Origin of the sequence: Neobacillus phoenicis, from assembly GCF_047302305.1 — a bacterium.
GTDB lineage: Bacteria > Bacillota > Bacilli > Bacillales > Cytobacillaceae > Neobacillus.
The window spans coordinates 4332237-4349142 of sequence record NZ_CP154847.1; the positions used below are offsets into that span (position 1 = coordinate 4332237).

Below are 16906 nucleotides of genomic sequence, written 5' to 3' on the forward strand. Positions count from 1 at the left end.
TTTCCGCTCCAGGTGCTTCAATTCAACTTACAGCTTTAACATATTTTTCTCTTTTAAACTACCTTAAATAATTGGTATGGTTTATGTTCGAGTAACCGCAGTTGGTAACGGAATAAAAATTCAGATGCCTCTAGGATTTTTTTTGCTTCAAATGCATTCCGTCCCCACACTGTAATTCCATGGTTTCGGATTAGTACAGCACCGCTGTCTTCGGAAACATGTTCTGAAAATTTATTTGCAAGTGTAGGAATGTGTGCATAATTTCTTATAATAGGTATCTTTAAAATGGCATCCTCTTCCCATTTATCAAAAGCCTTAATTAACTCTTGACCCTTGAAGGTAACCTCTCCATGATCACCATAGACCTCTGAAATCACATTATTATCAATGGTATGAACATGAAGACTACAACCTGCTTGTGTCTTGCGATAAATCTCCACATGAAGAAGTGTCTCTGCTGACGGTTTTAAATGTGTCTCTTCTACCGGTCTGCCAAATTCATCCACTAGTAAAAAATCCTCTGCAGTCCGCTTACGTTTATCCTTCCCGCTAGCAGTCACTAAAAATTGAAGCGGATGATCACTCACTTTAATGGCAAGGTTTCCACTTGTCCCCATAAACCAATCTCTCTCTGCCAATTCATCCTTAATATCGGCTAATTCTGCCCATCTTTCCTTTAACATGTTAGCTCACCCACCTCAATTCTTTTATTTATTTCCTCGATACAATCGAAGAAAGTATGAAACCCTTGATGGTTAATACCCCATTCCATACATTTTTCCAGAAGTAAATCCCTCGCTAACACAAAGTCAGCATGTTTAGCAGCCTCTAGGTCGGTTACAGAGTCGCCTATTACGATTTTAAAACTCCCCTTTGGATTGTTCAGTTTACGCATAATACTTGGCTTACAGCAACCACAATCATTGTTACAAGAGGAATCACATTCATGTGGCCAAAGTATATTAATTGTTTCTCCAGAAAAATCAGAATGATTACAATACACTCCATCAAAAGGAGCGTATTCTGCTAGGATCGGATGGACAAAAAAGTCTATACCGCCACTTACAATATAGAGGGGAATACCCTTTTCCCGAACATACCCTACAAACTCCTTAAAGCCAGGTCGGATTTTTGCATTTTCAATTGCAAATTCCGTTATTTCTTTCTTCTTATTACTAGGCAATAAGGAAAATAATTTCCCCACACCCTCATTCACTGAAATCTGACGAGAAAGAATTGAATCCTTTATTCCCACCCATTCAGGAGGAGCAAATTGTTTCATTATAGCAATGATGTTATCACTTTCTGTAATCGTTCCATCAAAGTCACAATAAATAACCGGCTTTGTCATTTAGACCGTCACCTCGGCATTTCCCCAAAGCTGAAGTGCCTTTTTAAGTTCAGGATACTGCTCCGCTCCTACTGAGAGTGTGTTTCCCTGAAGAATAGCATCCACTGCTTGTCGGAAGGCAAGGCCACCTCCCCGAGCACCGTCTGGATGCCCATGAACGCCACCACCTGCATTTATGACTGAGTCGATTCCAAAGTCACGAATTAACAAGGATACCAACCCTGGATGTATTCCTGCTGATGGCACTGGAAAGGCCTTTTTATAAACATCCTCTTTCGTGAGTTCAGCTGCAATCGAAAGTGCAGATGTTTTTTCTAATGCCACTGTTCCATATGGTGATGGGAACAGCGATAAATCGGCACCTGCATAACGTAAAAGCTTCCCAAGAAGCAAGGAATGGGAAAAGCCATATTGGGATGAAGAAGTTAACGCGCCGCTTACTGCTGGGTGTGCCATTAAAGGCAACCCAATCTCATAATCCTCTCTTAATTCTTGGAGGACATCTAATCCATAGGAGAAGACATTAAATAATAGTAAGTCTGCTCCCAGCTCAGCCGCTTTTTTTGCCTTGTCCTTAAGTTGTGAGGTTCTCCCAGTCAGGTTTACTGCGTACAGCGTTCTATGACCAGTCTCTTCCAGAACTTCATTTAACACTTGTTTTCCTTTTGTAATTCTTTTTTCAAAAGGTGTTAATTCATTTTCAAAGAGAATCTCATCATCTTTGACTAAATCAACACCACCAAGAGCTTGCTGCTTTAACTGTTCTACCAAAAAGTGTATGTCCTTACCAAGTACGCCTTTAAAGATGCTCATCACTAATGGTCTTTCATATACGTTTATTTTCTCTCGAATTCCATCAATACCGAATCTAGGACCAGGAAAATGACTCTTCAAACGATCATCAAACTGCAAATCTAGTAATTTTATTTTTCCATCTAAGGACAGTTTTCCGAAAACAGTGGTTAAGATCGCTGGCAAGTCGGAAGAGAAGTTAATGATTGGATAGGCAATTCGAATGATGGCTAGACCTTCTCTTTCAGAGTCTTTCCCTTCAATTGAAACGACTCGGCCTTTATGCTTGCGTAATTGGTTCTGCTCGAGCTCAGGAAGATTCGTCCAAGAACCTACCGTTAATCCAAGTGCAATTTCCTCTGCTTTTTTCTCCGGATATTTTTCATCATGTACAAGATATGTGGCAATTATTTCAGACATTTTTTCAACTTCCCTTCAGAAAACATAAAAAACCTCTTCGAAAAGAAGAGGTTAGCATCACAAACTAACATCTTCTCATCTTTCAGCCAGATTGCTGCAAGATTTAGCACCGTGCTTAACATTTGTTAAGTCGGTTGCCGGGCTTCATAGGGCTTTTCCCTCCACCTGCTCTTGATAAGAAAACGATTCGTATTTATTCACTTTTATAAGTTGTTAAACTTTATTTTGGATTATCGCAAGAAAAAAAACATTTGTCAACTTATTTTTTGAACATTTCTAAACAACTAATTCTTCTGACAGCTTCAGCTAACCGTTCTTCGGATGATAATAAGCCCACACGTACAAAGCCTTCACCATATTCACCAAAACCAATACCTGGTGCGACCATAATATGTGCTTGCTCAAGTAGAATTTCAGCAAACTGTCCAGATGTGTACCCAGAAGGTACCTTAAGCCATGCAAAAAAAGAACCCTTTGGTGCGGTTACATCCCATCCTATCGATCGAAGTCCTTTAATTAATACATTTCTTCTTCGCTCATATAGTTCATTCAATTCTCTAACACATTCTTGTGACGCAATTAAGGCTGTAGCAGCCGCTTCTTGAACCGCTCCGAACAAACTTACATACAGATGATCCTGTAGGAGTTCAATCGCAGAAATCACACTTTCATTACCTACTGCAAATCCTACACGCCAGCCAGCCATATTGTAGGTTTTAGATAAAGTATAAATTTCGATTCCTACTTCTTTAGCCCCTTCGGTTTCTAGGAAGCTTATCGGTCTCTGACCGTCGAAACCAATGGCACCGTAAGCAAAATCGTGAACAACGCAAATATTTTGATCGTTTGCCAGTTTCACAGTTTCTTTGAAAAATTCTTCAGTGGCCACAGCACCGGTAGGATTATTGGGGTAATTCAAAAACATTACCTTTGCTTTTAATAACGATTCGGAAGAAAGTTCGGTGTAGTCAGGTAAAAATGCATTTTCCTCCCTCAATGGCATGGTAACCATTTCCGCTTTTGCCAGAGCCACACCTGACCAATAATCTGGATAACCGGGATCTGGTACAAGAATGGTATCCCCTGGATTCAACAAGCACTGTGGAATTTCTACAAGCCCTGCTTTTCCTCCAAAAAGGATAGCCACTTCCTTATCAGGATTGATCGTTACTCCATACTCTCTCAAGTAAAAATCAGCTGCTGCCTGTTTTAAATATCTATGCCCCTGAAACGGAGAATATTTGTGATTGATGGGATTAGCTGCCGCCTCCTGTAATTTTGACACGATATGCTCTGGTGTCGGCTGATCTGGATTTCCTTGTCCTAAATTTATCACGTCATGCCCTTCGGCAATATACTCTCCAACCTTCTTTACAAGGCCTGCAAAAAATTGTTTTGGCAGACTATTTAATAGCTCTGATGGTGGAAATTGTTTCATCACTCTCTCACCTGCTTATTCATTACAAATTTTTGTTGAAATTCTAGTCACAAATGATATAACTTTTATAACAGCTTGTAAAGAAAAAATTCTGATATTTCGAACCGGAGGGAAAATTCTTTGAAATTAAACATATCTTGTATACAAATGGATATCGCCTTTGGTAATCCATATGAAAACTATCATTCTGCTGAAAGACTGATTGAAAAAGCAATGGAAACGAAGCCTGACATTCTCGTCTTACCTGAACTCTGGACTACCGGATATGACTTAACACGGCTTGATGAAATTGCAGATGACCAAGCGATACAAACGATTCAGTTTCTACAGGAGGCAGCAAAAAAATACCAAGTTCATTTCGTTGGAGGATCCGTTGCAGCCCGCAATGATAGCGGAGTAAAAAATACTTTGATTATCATTAACAACGAAGGCCAGTTGGTTCATCAATATAGTAAATTGCATTTATTCAAGCTTATGGATGAGCACCTTTATTTAGAGGCAGGTACAGAAAAAGGCCTATTCCAATTAGAAAATCGTCAGTTTGCGGGAGTCATTTGTTATGATATCCGTTTTCCTGAATGGATACGTACCCATACTTCACTTGGTGCTGAAGCACTATTTGTGGTCGCAGAATGGCCTGAACCACGTTTAGCACATTGGCGGGCCTTGTTAATATCTCGAGCAATTGAAAATCAATGTTATGTTGTTGCCTGCAACCGGTCTGGAAGTGATCCAAATAATAAATTTGCTGGTCACAGTATGATTATTGACCCTTGGGGAGAAGTGATTGCTGAAGCTGAGGATGAAGAGGAAATCCTATCTGCAGAATTAAACATGGACCTAGTTAAAGGTATACGCAAACAAATCCCTATTTTCGCAGATAGAAAGCCAGAATACTATCGTTAGAAGTTTCAAATTTAAAAATTAATAATATTTTCAAAATTTTATTGACACCTATCTTTTTATCCTGTTATAGTTTTTATCATACTGAAAAAATAGAATATTAGATTTACTCTTATCATGAGCTGGCTGAGGGATTTGGCCCTTTGAAGCCCAGCAACCGACCTTAACCCATCAAACGGGCGCTTTAATTATATTTCCTCAGGGGAATTCCCTACAAGGCACGGTGCTAATTCCAACAGAAGGATGTCCTTTCTGAGAGATAAGAGGTGCGAAGAAACATACATCTTCTAGCCTCTTTCAGACAAGAAAGAGGCTTTTTTGTGCGAAAAGTACAACAGAGCCTCCAAATTAAGGAGGTATTTATTATGAGTCTACTAAAACAGACAACGTACAAACCATTAACTGAAGCAACTGCAATCGAATTAGCAATTAATTTAAATATTTTCTCTGAAAAAGCAAACCTATCTTGTAAGGAAATTGGTGATGGCAATCTTAACCTTGTATTCCACTTGGTTGATCAAGAATCAGGAAAAAGTATCATTATCAAACAAGCTCTACCTTATGCAAAGGTCGTGGGTGAAAGCTGGCCACTAACACTTAAACGGGCGAAAATTGAAGCTGAAGCCTTAAAAAATTTTGGTCAAATTGCTCCAAATTTCGTACCAAAGGTATATTACACAGATGATGTTTTAGCTGTAACTGTAATGGAGGACTTATCCCATCTCTTAATTGCTAGAACAGGTTTTATTAAAGGTGCGACCTATCCTCTCATTTCTAAGCATTTAGGTGAGTATCTGGCTAGAACTTTATTTTTCACCTCAGATTATGCGCTAACTCCAGCGGAGAAAAAGGCAAAAGTTCAGCAATTTATTAACCCAGAGCTATGCAAGATTACTGAGGATTTAATTTTTACAGATCCATTTTTTGACGCAGAAACAAATGAATTTGAATCTGGGTTGCGTCCAGTAGTGGAAGATCTTTGGCAGGATGATGAGCTAAAGTTTCATGTTAATGTTTTGAAAAGAAGCTTCCTAAACGAGGCTGAATCACTTCTTCATGGCGACTTGCATACAGGAAGTGTCTTTGCTGACGATTCCGAAACAAAAGTAATTGACCCTGAATTTGCTTTTTACGGACCTGCTGGATTTGACATTGGTCAAGTTTTTGCTAATTTACTCTTCCAAGTCATTGTGAACGTGCCAAAACGTGAACTGTTTTTAACTCATATTGAAACTGTTTGGAATGTCTTTGAAGAGCACTATTCACAATTATGGAATACAGAAAACAAAGAACCATTAGCTAAGACCCCTTCATTCCTACGCTTTCAGCTGGCTAAATTCTTTGAGGATACAATCGGATTTGCTGGATGCGAGTTGATCAGAAGAACCATCGGCCTCGCCCATGTATCAGATTTGGATGGAATTGAGGATGAGCAGACAAGATTGGCAGCTAAGCGCCATTCTTTAGAACTTGGAAAAATCCTTGTAAAACAGAGAAAAGAAATAAAAGACCTCACTGCGTTCATTCGTACAGTTAGAGAAGGACTCTAGGAAACGGAATCCGATATGGGTTCAAAAAGGTCAGTCACATATGTTTCAGGCGTGAATTCACATAAGAATTCACGCTTTGATTCTTTTTATACATCAACTAGAATTCTACTATTAATGAAGGACAAAACTCTTAAGATTGCTTATGATCTGTCCTTCATAACTCTGATGAAGGACAAAACTTCATTAAATTACATAAAAAATGTCCTTCATAACACCTATGAAAGACAAAACTTCATTTAATTACATAAAAAATGTCCTTCATAACACCTATGAAAGACATAACTTCATTAAATTACATAAAAAATGGCCTTCATAACACCTATGAAAGACAAAACTTCATTTAATTACATAAAAAATGTCCTTCATAACACCTATGAAAGACATAACTTCATTAAATTACATAAAAAATGGCCTTCATAACACCTATGAGGGACAAACTCATTCACCCTCCTTTTTATTGTGGTTTTGCCCACATTTCTTCTGGGTTTAGTTCGTATATACTGTTTTCCCGATACATGTAATGATTTACTATGAATTCCCGACGTATGGTAGCATAATCATCATGGAATTGTTTGATATACTCGTTTAGTTCTTTTTCTTCATATTTTTTGCCTGCTTTTAGTCCCTTAACGATATGTTCAAAAACGATTAATTTCTTCTTCCTTTGAGCAGGAATGCTTTTTAATTTCCCATCTTTAGTAAAGAAATTCTCCAATACTTTTTGTCTCTCTAAACTAGATTCCACCATGTTCCCCAGCTCCTCTCCTCTTTTTTCAAGTAATTCCGTTAATACCTGTGCTTGTTGTTTAATCATGGATTCATTTAAATAGAAGTAAATCGTATTTTTATCTCTTCTTTCATATACCACATGAATTTCTCTCAGTTTTTTCAAATGATGTGTGATGGTTGGTGCTGTTAGACCTAGTTTACCTGCGATCGCCTGACCATGAAGAGGACCCTTAGCTAAAAGAGCAACGATCCTCACTCTCGTTGGATCACCCATTGTTTTATAAAACGCGACTAAACGGTTTAGCTGCATCATCGTATACACCTCTAATTTTGATATTCATCTAATTAGATATATATCAAACTTTAATTTTTCTGTCAATAAGAATATCAAAAGAAAAAGCAAAGTGCACAGAAAGCACTTTGCTTTTTCTATAAAACTTATAACATTGGACTTTCGTGTTTAGCTTTTAAACGCTGCCATCTTTTTTCTACTTCTGCTTCAAAATCTTCTAATATTGGCTTGTTTTCATCTTTTAGCAAATGTTTGGTTTTACCCATATATTTTAACCAATCAGCTAGTGGAATTCGTTTGTTCTTTTCTTCTGGGTTATACGTAATGTTTGTAACCCCTTGCTCTACTTCATAAAGTGGGAAGAAGCAGGAATTTACTGCCGTTTCAACGATTGTTGTACCGTAACGGTCATCAGATTTCCAGTTAAGCGGACAAGTGATTAGAAGCTTTCCATACACAGTTCCTACATTTTGCGCATACCACTGTGCTTTTGCTCCCTTCTTGATAAGGTCTTGTGGAAACGCCTCTGAACCTGTGAATACGTAAGGAATATTTGTTGAAGCCATAATTTGTGCTGTGTCCTTATGATGGAAGGCTTTTCCTCTCTGTGTCTTACCAACTCCAGAAGTACTTGTCATATGGCCAATTGGTGTAGAATAGGACATTTGAGAGCCTGTATTCATGTAACCTTCATTATCATATTCGAGCATAATCAATTTATGTTCACGAAGAGCAGTACCGATTGCAGATCCCATTCCGATGTCCATACCGCCATCTCCTGTAATCATAACAAACGTAGCATCATCTGATACTTGAATCTCCCCACGGCGTTTTAATTCCATGAAAGCCTCCACGGTACCTGATAAGGTTGCAGCACCATTTTGGAACAAGTTGTGCATCATCGTTTGCTTATGAGATGTATGCGGATAAGCTGTTGTTGTAACATAAGCACAACCTGTTTGGAATAGAGTAACAATATCTCCTTCAATCCCTTTGAAGAATAGCTCAAGTCCGGCAAAAATTCCACATCCAGGACAAGCTCCATGACCAGAAGCGATTCTCTTTGGTTTACCAGTAAGAGCTCGAAGCGGTGGGATTTTCACTTTTAACTTATTGGTTTCCTCATCCATTTTCACATCGATTAAACCTGATTTATACACATCTCCATGTTGCGGTAAAATAACCGGCTTAAGAATCTTTTCAGTGTTACCTGGAATATGGCCATAGTAATCAAATGGTTTTTCGGCGTAGCCTTTCTCCATCGTATCGATAGCCATTTCAAAGAACTTCTCAGCATCACTAGCATAGAAGTCTTTTCCTCCAAGACCGAAAACACGACTTAAAACAATCGTTTGGTTATTACGGTCATCTTGAAGAGCTGATTTCACTTCATGTGTTAAATTCGGACCATTAGCTCCATATGAATCGGCACGTTCCCCAATTAATAAGGATTTCACGTTTTTAAGAGCTTCACGAATTTCCTTCGCAGGGAATGGGCGGATAATATTCGGACTAATGACTCCTGCCTTAATTCCCTTTGCACGAAGCTGATCAACGACATCCTTAGCTGATTCAGCAGCGGAATTTAATAAGAATAACGCCACTTCTGCATCTTCCATATTATATAGGTCAAGGACTGGATATTCTCTACCAGATAGTTTCGAATATTCAGCAGCTACTTCTTTAAATACCTCACCAGCATTATACATGGCTTCGGATTGTTGGAAGTGATTATTAATAAAATCATCACCACTCATATGCGCACCAATGGTAACTGGTTTTTTAGGGTCTCTAGCAAAATTGTAATCCGTTGGGCACTCTCCAACAAATTGTTGAACAACACGGCGGTCCTTGAAGAATTCTACCCTCCGCTTTTGATGTGAAGTGAAGAATCCATCATACGCTACAATAACTGGTAAGCGTACCTTCGAATGCTCGGCAATTTTCAGTGCCATAATATTCATATCATAGACAGCTTGCGGTGTTTTGGCTGTTAAAATAACCCAGCCAGTGTTTAATGCATAATAAAGGTCAGAGTGGTCACCTCTAATATCTAGTGGACCGCTGACAGAACGTGTAACTAAATTCATTACCATTGGGAAACGTGTTCCTGATTGTACAGGAAGCTGTTCAATCATATATAGTAATCCATTTGCACTCGTTGCATTAAAAACACGGGCGCCTGTAGCAGCAGCGCCGTAGCAAATACCAGCTGAACCATGCTCACCATCTGCAGGGATTAATTTGATATCATGCTCGCCACGAGTCTTCATTTGGTCTAGGAATTGCGCTACCTCCGTAGAAGGTGTAATTGGGAAATACCCCATGATATGATAGTTGATTTGAGCAGCAGCCATGGCAGCCATTTCATTACCTGATTCAAAAGTTGAAATTTGTTCTGCCATCGCTTGAGTTGTTAATTTATCTTCTAAAGTTGCCATTAGAAACTACCTCCTGTAACATAAGGAAAGTTTTGCTTCACGCGGTTAGCGTCTGCATACCCAATCATTTCACGAAGATCACCAAGCGCATCTGTTGGACAAGCCTCCACGCATTTTAAACAGCCTTTGCAATATTGATAATCAATTCCCTTAAGGAACATTTGCTTTCGGCCACGCTTATCTTCTCCCTCTTCCCAAACGAAACAGAAATCTGGACATACGTTATCGCAGGCAGCACAATGTATGCATTTTTCTTGCTGGAATTCTGGAAGGAAACCTTGACGGGAACCACTTAAATCTTTAAAAATACTATTTGCCTGTGAAACTAGAACTCCTCCGATTTCCTGAGTTGTATACCCTAGCATCGGAAGTGGACGAGTGAAGGCTTTACCTTCCGCCCCTTCTGGAACTTCGTAGGTTTTAAATTTCACTTCATTATATCCACGATCAAACGTACGAATATTTGGTTCAACAAGATGCGGATATTTCTTTGTAAATGTTTTACGTATAACATCTCTCATTGATTCAGGATCTAAGAAATCTAGAATTCGGTATAAAGCACCGAGCATCGCTGTATTTACTTTAGTTTTTTCTTCAACCGCAATACTTAAGGCATCAATAATGGCTAAAGTTCCATTTTCTAGCTGTAAATCCCTTTTAACTTCATCAAAATCTCTTTCTGTATTGACTAAAACGATTCCCTCTGCATCTAAGCCACTGACAACATTAACTGTCTTATATAAGGCTTCGTGGAAAACACCAACGATATGTGGCTGTTCAATTGGACTATGGTCTCTAATTTCTACATCTGGTTCACAAAAACGGATAAAGCTCTTTACAGGAGAGCCCTTTTTTTCTGAGCCATAGGATGAAAAGTTGGAACCCTTCAACCCAAGACTAAGAACACCAGCTTCCGCCAACATTTTTCCAGCTAGGTTTGCACCTAAACCTCCGATTGATTCAAGTCGAATTTCAAAAAAACCAAGTTCATTTTTTTTCGGTAAAATAGACATAATGTCCCTCCCCATTGTTAAAAAGTGTACCCTTGGCTTTTTGGGCCTTATGGCTACTCTTATTCGTTCATAAAAATACCTTGAAAATGTCATAAAAAATTAACTTCCCCATGAACATTGTAAGACATTCAAAAATATTAAGCTGTGACAAAAGTCAAACAATGGAATAAATTTTTGAAACACATTTAAATTTTTCTGAAGAAACATTACTATAACTGGATTAATTCGTAACCTTCAATTATATAACAGATGACCATTTGTAATATAACAGTTCAAATCTATTGGACACAAAGACGATAATATGAATCCATAACCTTACAGCCTGTTTGTCTGCTATCTTTTTGGTAGAAAATAAGATATAATTATTTTTTGTTTTATCATTGAAAAGGAGCCAGTTTATGAATGTAATTTGTTCTACGTTGAATGCAAAGTTCATCCATACAAACCTTGCAATTCGCTATTTAAAGGCTTATGCCGCTCCCGAATTTACTATACAGCTCAAAGAATATACGATTAAAGACCCGGTTATGAACATTGTGTCAGACCTTTATCAATCCAAACCGGCCGTTATTGGATTTAGTTGTTATATTTGGAACATTGAAGAGACACTCAAAGTGGTCAATATGCTAAAAAAAATTGACCCTTCTATTTTGATTGTCTTAGGGGGACCTGAAGTTACCTACGATACGATGGAATGGATGGAAAAACATTCTGAGGTAGATTTTATTGTAATGGGTGAAGGTGAACTTACCTTTAAGCAGTTACTTACAGAAATTGAAACGAATAACAATTATCGCAACGTACATGGTATTGCTTATCGTTCTGAAGATAGGGTGATCATAACCCCTCAAATGAATAAGCTAGATCTTAAAGAGCTTCCATCACCCTACCGACTTCCTGAAGATATCCCTCACTTAGGTAAGCGGGTAACTTATATAGAAACTAGTAGAGGTTGTCCATTTAGCTGCCAGTTTTGCCTCTCATCCATTGAGGTAGGGGTAAGGTATTTTGATAGAGAAAAAATTAAATCTGATATTAGATATCTAATGGAAAACGGAGCAAAGACGATTAAATTTGTTGACCGTACCTTTAATATAAGCCGTAGTTATGCCATGGAAATGTTTCGTTTCTTAATTGACGAGCATCTACCTGGAACAGTTTTCCAATTCGAAATAACAGCTGATATTATGAGACCTGAAGTAATTGAATTCCTTAATCAAGAGGCGCCAAAAGGGCTTTTCCGATTTGAAATCGGGGTTCAGTCTACAAATGATTATACAAATGAATTAGTCATGCGGAAACAAAACTTTGCCAAGCTTACAAGAACAGTGACATTGGTAAAGGAAGGTAACAAGATCGATCAGCATTTAGATTTAATCGCAGGATTGCCTGAAGAGGACTATGCGTCTTTCCGAAAAACCTTTAACGATGTTTTTGAGATGAGGCCCGAGGAATTACAATTAGGATTCTTAAAAATGCTTCGCGGCACAGGAGTTCGATTGCGTGCTGAGCAACATCAATATGTATATATGGACCATTCTCCATATGAAATTCTAAGCAACAATGTCCTTTCCTTTGACGATATTGTAAGGATTAAACAAGTTGAAGATGTGCTAGAAAAATATTGGAATGACCATAGGATGGATCATACAGTTGAATACTTGGTCAAACATGTTTTTTCTTCTCCATTTGATTTCTTTCAAGAGTTTGGCAGCTACTGGGATGAGCGCGGCTGGTCAAGAATTGGTCATCAGCTAGAGGATTTATTCCGTAGGTTATATTCTTTCCTTGAACAGAAAGAAGTGAATAATCTTGACGTAGTTGCAGATTTAATGAAATATGATTATTTAATCAATCATAAATACAAACCAAGAAAACCTTGGTGGGAAGCAAGCTATGATAAGAATAAACGAACAGAATTATATAAAAAGTTTATTGAGAACCCTAACCTCTTAGGAGAAGATTTTATTGACTTACACCTTGAGGAAAAGGAATTATTTAAACACACGATGCTAGAAGAAATTTCATTTAATTTAACAAAGTATCTAGCAACGGGCGAAATTAAAAAGAAACCTGCCTGTTTATTAGCTTATTTCGATCCTACAAACAATCGAACGCTTATATTTACAACCTAACGATAAGCCGGGAGTACCCGGCTTATTTATTTTTTTTATTGGACTTTTTAGTTTCGTAAAGCGACTTCCCATTTACGTCTCCATATTCAACACTAAATTCCTCAACTGGGATACGCGGAGGAGTTTTTCTACGACTTTTCATTAACCTCTACCCTTCTTGCCTTGTTTAGAATTGCGATTCGCTCCTCTAATTGCGTTGTTATTGTCGGCAAATTCCGCTGAGAATTCACTTTCCTGAACATTTTTATGAGGTGTTTTAGAATATTTGGTTACAGCATCAAATTCTGCTTTTCGCTTTGCCATACAGAAACCCTCCTAAAGTTAATTAGTACAGCTATAGTTTTAACAAAATACGTTCATTCCTTTCCTTCCTTATTTTTCATAAATAAAAAAAAACTACAGGCAGAAAATAATATAAAAAGGAGTGATGAGTAATGAAACATTCAAAAGACACTAAATCGTCAATTGAAGACGTTTCAATTAACGAAACCATGCCACATCAAATAAATGCTCCAAGCTTTGAAGGAACTGGAATAAAGATGGAAGACCCCTTTGTCAACAAACATGGCGTAACAATCGGAGACAGTTTATACGCTTCTAAAAACTCACCATTAGAAAATTGGTCCAAAGATACAGACCCATCGGTAATGGCTGGAGATGAATGGGTTCATCCAACGAATGATATCGGGTGGAATACAACCGAAAACCGGGAACTACTGGAAAGCAAACGAAAACCACAAGGTGTTCCATTTATGCACCCTACAAAGGATGTTAGTAAAGGGACGGACTAAAATTTATTATCCAATTACGAAAAACATTTCCACTCATGAAACCAATAAAAAAATAAAATAATACTTTTACAGAGGAAAGAATCCTCTGGAGAAAAGAAGGAGTTGAATTGAAATGGCTAACAGCAGTAATAAACTATTAGTGCCTGGAATTGAACAGTACCTAGATCAGGTTAAATATGAAATAGCACAAGAATTTGGAGTTCAATTGGGTTCAGATACAGTATCAAGAGCAAATGGATCGGTGGGCGGAGAAATCACTAAAAGGCTGGTACAACAAGCTCAAGCTCAACTTTCTGGACAATTTACGAAAGAATAACTTCATACAAATGGAAAAAAGTCCGGTCTTAAGCACCGGACTTTACCTATCTTTTCGATTATTATTCCCCTTATCCTCATGCTGATTATTGCTTTCGTTACGGTCACTGTTTCGTTCATTGCTATGAGCATTATTGTTATTATTCTGTCTATAATTGTTATTATTCTGTCTATAATTGTTATTATTCTGTCTATAATTGTTATTATTATCTGAGCCGTTATCCTCATTATTCTTCCACTGTGAATCGTTGTGTTTCCTGTATTGCCCTTGGTTTTGCTTCAAATTTCCCTCTTCCATCTTTTTCAAGTATCCTGGAGAATTCGTATTCCTACCCATATTCCCCTTTTCTTCACCGTTATCCCAATTAGACTGTTTACCATTATTATCAAATTGTTTCTTTGATTGTCCCGGTGGGGTTGAAATATCAGATGGTGATTGTGCTGGAACAGAAGTTTTTTCATCCTTTTTCTCAATGATATTCCCGTTCTCTTGTTTGGATTCCCCTTGAGAATACTGGTATTTCCCAGTAGTAAGGCCTTGCTTATGAGCTTTTTTATATTCCTTTTCAGTACCAGTAAAAACAATTAGTTCTAATTTTTCCTTATTTACCGTTGCTTCAATCGTATCTATTTTCTTCTGTAATTGATCTTCAACATTTTCTACAGGCTGCTCGATACGCACCGTAGAAATAAGGACTTGGGTGTTCTCTTTTAAGTAACCACCCTTTTTCATCTCAGCAAGGATAACTTTGGTTAATTCCGAAACGTCTTCCTTCTTCCAATTCTTCAAGTGTGAAATAATCTCTTTTCCTTCTTTATTAAATCCGGTTAATTTCACAACTTGCATCTTTTTATTCACACCCAGTTCAATACTTGGGTTAGCATCAATAGACATATAGGCATAGGCCTTACTATCTTGATACATAGGAATAAAAGTTCCCATAAAAATCATAAGTGCCGCCATCACGATCCAGACGGCTTTAAGCCTAATTTTGTTTCTTATTGAATGTTTTGGTTTAACTCCATTCACGCTTTCAATCGGAAAAAAATATATTTCTTCTCCTATTGAATAGGGCTGATTTTGTTTCCTTGATTGTAAAAACTCTCCGTCGGGGGTTAAAAGCGTTAAAAACCCTTCATGTATTTCCATTATAATTCCCTTTTTCATGTGTCTAACACCCCCTTAATATAATCCTTCATGTAAACATAATCACTCGATAAGATAAGAGCAATAGCTATAATATATTTCCTATTCCGCTCGATAGTCTTTCTACTGACTTTTACCATTGTTTCAAGCTGCTTAATAGGAAGACGTTTCTTTTCAAGTAAAAAATCCTTTAATTCCTGGTCAGCTACTAACATTTTCGCTGCGAGGATGGCATTTTTCCGTGCATCCACATGCTTCGGAGAATTTTCAACTAGATCACTAAAACTTAAATCAAAAGTAGTTAATAGGGTTTGAAAATGGATTATCTCATCTTTTCTTAATTGCTCATCATTCTTTTTATGATAATCATCAAGAGAAAGTTCATTAACAATAATGGTCCCAGCTGTTTCTTCATCTTGGGCTGAATTAGTTAAATCAATACTAATATGTTGATTTTTTGTTTGTTTACGTATATAGTCGATAACTCTTCTTTTAATGATTACTTCTGAGAAACTCAGTAATGAGCTTCCACGTTCTGGGGAATATTTTTCAATGGCTTCATTGAATGCAATTAGCCCTATGCTAAATTCATCATCAGTTTCATAGATATACCGTCTACATACGGAAGAAACAGTCTTTGCAATAAAAGGTTTGTAGGCGTCAATAATTTCGTCAAGGAGATCCTTGTCACCCTGTTGAATTTGAAGGACGGTTTCCTCCAAGGTTCTTTTTTTCTTTTTAGCCATAAACAATAAACTTAGCATTTGCTCACCTCTATTCGACCAATTATAACATACGAACGTTACCTTGGACTTTATGGGGGTAAAGCAATTTCAAAAAGATAACTCCAACAATGGCTATCTTTTCCTAAATATTGTTTAGGCTCGATAAATATTTATTAATTAAATCCGATACGATCTTGGACATCCCTCATTCTTATGTGATCGTTTATTCACTACATAATTACGAGACAGCTTAGACAGTTTTGGGGGTTTATTAAAAAATTTTCCCAAATAAAAAGCTTTAAACCAGATTATACTGATCTAAAGCGCGTCCATTAAACCATTTGTTTTTTGTTGAAAAAGGCCAATAAGTATTTAAAAAGGAATCCAACTAGTAACCCAGGAATTAAAAACAGCATTGGTAAAAAAACTGGGCCGGGATGAATTTGAAAAATTGATACCTTAGGTGACACCATTAATCCAACAGTGACAAAATAAGCACAAGATACAAATGGCAAAAAAGAATATTTTTCATTATCAGGCATTGCAGAACGGTAGCCATCCCACATAGAAAACATATAAAGACATGGATAGAACATAAGCCATTGATAGTCTATAACCGCTTCAGCCTTCTTTATTTCACCTAGGAAGCTGTACATAATCGCTCGGTTAAATCTGCTCATAACATTCACAACTATTTCTAATATGACAAACAACACGCCTTTAAAATACTGACCAATAATCAATTGGCTGAAACCCGGAAACGCTATATTCCATAAAACGGCCTCTAATCTGCTCATCTTTTTCATAGTTATATCCCGCTTCTTTAGGCTTTTTTTTAAGTAAATAACTGTTCAATATAGCTTA

General features: G+C 37.4%; 16 protein-coding genes and 2 riboswitches. Of the genes, 5 read left to right on the forward strand and 11 right to left on the reverse strand.

Annotated features, from left to right (window positions below):
- Positions 1 to 53: 53 nt before the first annotated feature.
- The 4 genes from AA0X95_RS22230 to AA0X95_RS22245 all read right to left on the reverse strand — a co-directional run bounded on the left by AA0X95_RS22230 (position 54) and on the right by AA0X95_RS22245 (position 4001).
- Positions 54 to 683, reverse strand: coding sequence for a methylthioribulose 1-phosphate dehydratase (locus AA0X95_RS22230; RefSeq protein WP_413301670.1), 630 nt, complete (start codon positions 681 to 683; stop codon positions 54 to 56).
- Positions 677 to 1351, reverse strand: coding sequence for a 2-hydroxy-3-keto-5-methylthiopentenyl-1-phosphate phosphatase (locus tag AA0X95_RS22235; protein WP_413301672.1), 675 nt, complete (start codon positions 1349 to 1351; stop codon positions 677 to 679). The genes AA0X95_RS22230 and AA0X95_RS22235 overlap by 7 nt, the downstream gene beginning before the upstream one ends.
- Positions 1352 to 2563: a 2,3-diketo-5-methylthiopentyl-1-phosphate enolase gene (gene mtnW, locus AA0X95_RS22240; RefSeq protein WP_413301674.1), complete on the reverse strand. Its 1212-nt coding sequence runs from the start codon at positions 2561 to 2563 to the stop codon at positions 1352 to 1354. It abuts the gene before it with no gap.
- Between the two features lie 72 nt (positions 2564 to 2635).
- Positions 2636 to 2744, reverse strand: a riboswitch (SAM riboswitch).
- Positions 2745 to 2822: 78 nt separating this feature from the next.
- Positions 2823 to 4001 carry a pyridoxal phosphate-dependent aminotransferase gene (locus tag AA0X95_RS22245; RefSeq protein ID WP_413301676.1) on the reverse strand — a complete coding sequence of 393 codons (1179 nt, stop codon included), beginning with the start codon at positions 3999 to 4001 and terminating at the stop codon, positions 2823 to 2825.
- A 120-nt stretch (positions 4002 to 4121) separates the two neighbouring features.
- On the opposite strand from AA0X95_RS22245, the gene AA0X95_RS22250 reads away from it, so the two are divergent.
- Positions 4122 to 4907 carry a carbon-nitrogen family hydrolase gene (locus AA0X95_RS22250; RefSeq protein ID WP_413301678.1) on the forward strand — a complete coding sequence of 262 codons (786 nt, stop codon included), beginning with the start codon at positions 4122 to 4124 and terminating at the stop codon, positions 4905 to 4907.
- Between the two features lie 106 nt (positions 4908 to 5013).
- Positions 5014 to 5170: riboswitch (SAM riboswitch) on the forward strand.
- 99 nt (positions 5171 to 5269) lie between these two features.
- Entirely contained in the window at positions 5270 to 6454 is a 1185-nt protein-coding gene (gene mtnK / locus AA0X95_RS22255; RefSeq protein WP_413301680.1) for an S-methyl-5-thioribose kinase, read from the forward strand.
- A gap of 454 nt (positions 6455 to 6908) precedes the next feature.
- On the opposite strand, the gene AA0X95_RS22260 is transcribed toward mtnK, so the two are convergent.
- The 3 genes from AA0X95_RS22260 to AA0X95_RS22270 form a co-directional block, all read right to left on the reverse strand.
- Positions 6909 to 7493, reverse strand: coding sequence for a metalloregulator ArsR/SmtB family transcription factor (locus tag AA0X95_RS22260; RefSeq protein ID WP_413310170.1), 585 nt, complete (start codon positions 7491 to 7493; stop codon positions 6909 to 6911).
- A 128-nt stretch (positions 7494 to 7621) separates the two neighbouring features.
- On the reverse strand, positions 7622 to 9916 hold the full coding sequence (locus AA0X95_RS22265; RefSeq protein ID WP_413301682.1) for a thiamine pyrophosphate-dependent enzyme: 2295 nt from the start codon (positions 9914 to 9916) through the stop codon (positions 7622 to 7624).
- Complete coding sequence (locus AA0X95_RS22270; RefSeq protein WP_413301684.1) at positions 9916 to 10929, reverse strand: 2-oxoacid:acceptor oxidoreductase family protein; 1014 nt, start codon at positions 10927 to 10929, stop codon at positions 9916 to 9918. Before AA0X95_RS22270 ends, AA0X95_RS22265 begins: the two co-directional genes overlap by 1 nt.
- Before the next feature lie 398 nt (positions 10930 to 11327).
- On the opposite strand from AA0X95_RS22270, the gene AA0X95_RS22275 reads away from it, so the two are divergent.
- Positions 11328 to 13064 carry a B12-binding domain-containing radical SAM protein gene (locus AA0X95_RS22275; RefSeq protein WP_413301686.1) on the forward strand — a complete coding sequence of 579 codons (1737 nt, stop codon included), beginning with the start codon at positions 11328 to 11330 and terminating at the stop codon, positions 13062 to 13064.
- A gap of 141 nt (positions 13065 to 13205) precedes the next feature.
- Here the strand turns inward: AA0X95_RS22275 and AA0X95_RS22280 are convergent, their stop codons facing one another.
- Complete coding sequence (locus tag AA0X95_RS22280) at positions 13206 to 13367, reverse strand: hypothetical protein (protein WP_413301688.1); 162 nt, start codon at positions 13365 to 13367, stop codon at positions 13206 to 13208.
- A gap of 131 nt (positions 13368 to 13498) precedes the next feature.
- Between AA0X95_RS22280 and AA0X95_RS22285 the strand changes: the two genes are divergently transcribed.
- Together AA0X95_RS22285 and AA0X95_RS22290 are read left to right on the forward strand one after the other, a co-directional pair.
- The gene (locus tag AA0X95_RS22285) at positions 13499 to 13855 is read left to right on the forward strand and encodes a DUF3905 domain-containing protein (protein WP_413301690.1); all 357 of its coding nucleotides are present in this window, start codon (positions 13499 to 13501) and stop codon (positions 13853 to 13855) included.
- A gap of 112 nt (positions 13856 to 13967) precedes the next feature.
- Positions 13968 to 14171, forward strand: coding sequence for an alpha/beta-type small acid-soluble spore protein (locus AA0X95_RS22290; RefSeq protein ID WP_309865511.1), 204 nt, complete (start codon positions 13968 to 13970; stop codon positions 14169 to 14171).
- Positions 14172 to 14213: 42 nt separating this feature from the next.
- Here AA0X95_RS22290 and AA0X95_RS22295 read toward each other — a convergent pair whose 3' ends face one another.
- The 3 genes from AA0X95_RS22295 to AA0X95_RS22305 all read right to left on the reverse strand — a co-directional run bounded on the left by AA0X95_RS22295 (position 14214) and on the right by AA0X95_RS22305 (position 16848).
- Entirely contained in the window at positions 14214 to 15338 is a 1125-nt protein-coding gene (locus AA0X95_RS22295; RefSeq protein ID WP_413301692.1) for an anti-sigma factor domain-containing protein, read from the reverse strand.
- Positions 15335 to 16081, reverse strand: coding sequence for an RNA polymerase sigma factor SigI (gene sigI, locus AA0X95_RS22300; protein WP_413301694.1), 747 nt, complete (start codon positions 16079 to 16081; stop codon positions 15335 to 15337). Before sigI ends, AA0X95_RS22295 begins: the two co-directional genes overlap by 4 nt.
- A 293-nt stretch (positions 16082 to 16374) precedes the next feature.
- Positions 16375 to 16848 (reverse strand): hypothetical protein, encoded by a 474-nt coding sequence (locus AA0X95_RS22305; protein ID WP_413301696.1) that lies wholly within the window; start codon positions 16846 to 16848, stop codon positions 16375 to 16377.
- Positions 16849 to 16906: the final 58 nt, after the last annotated feature.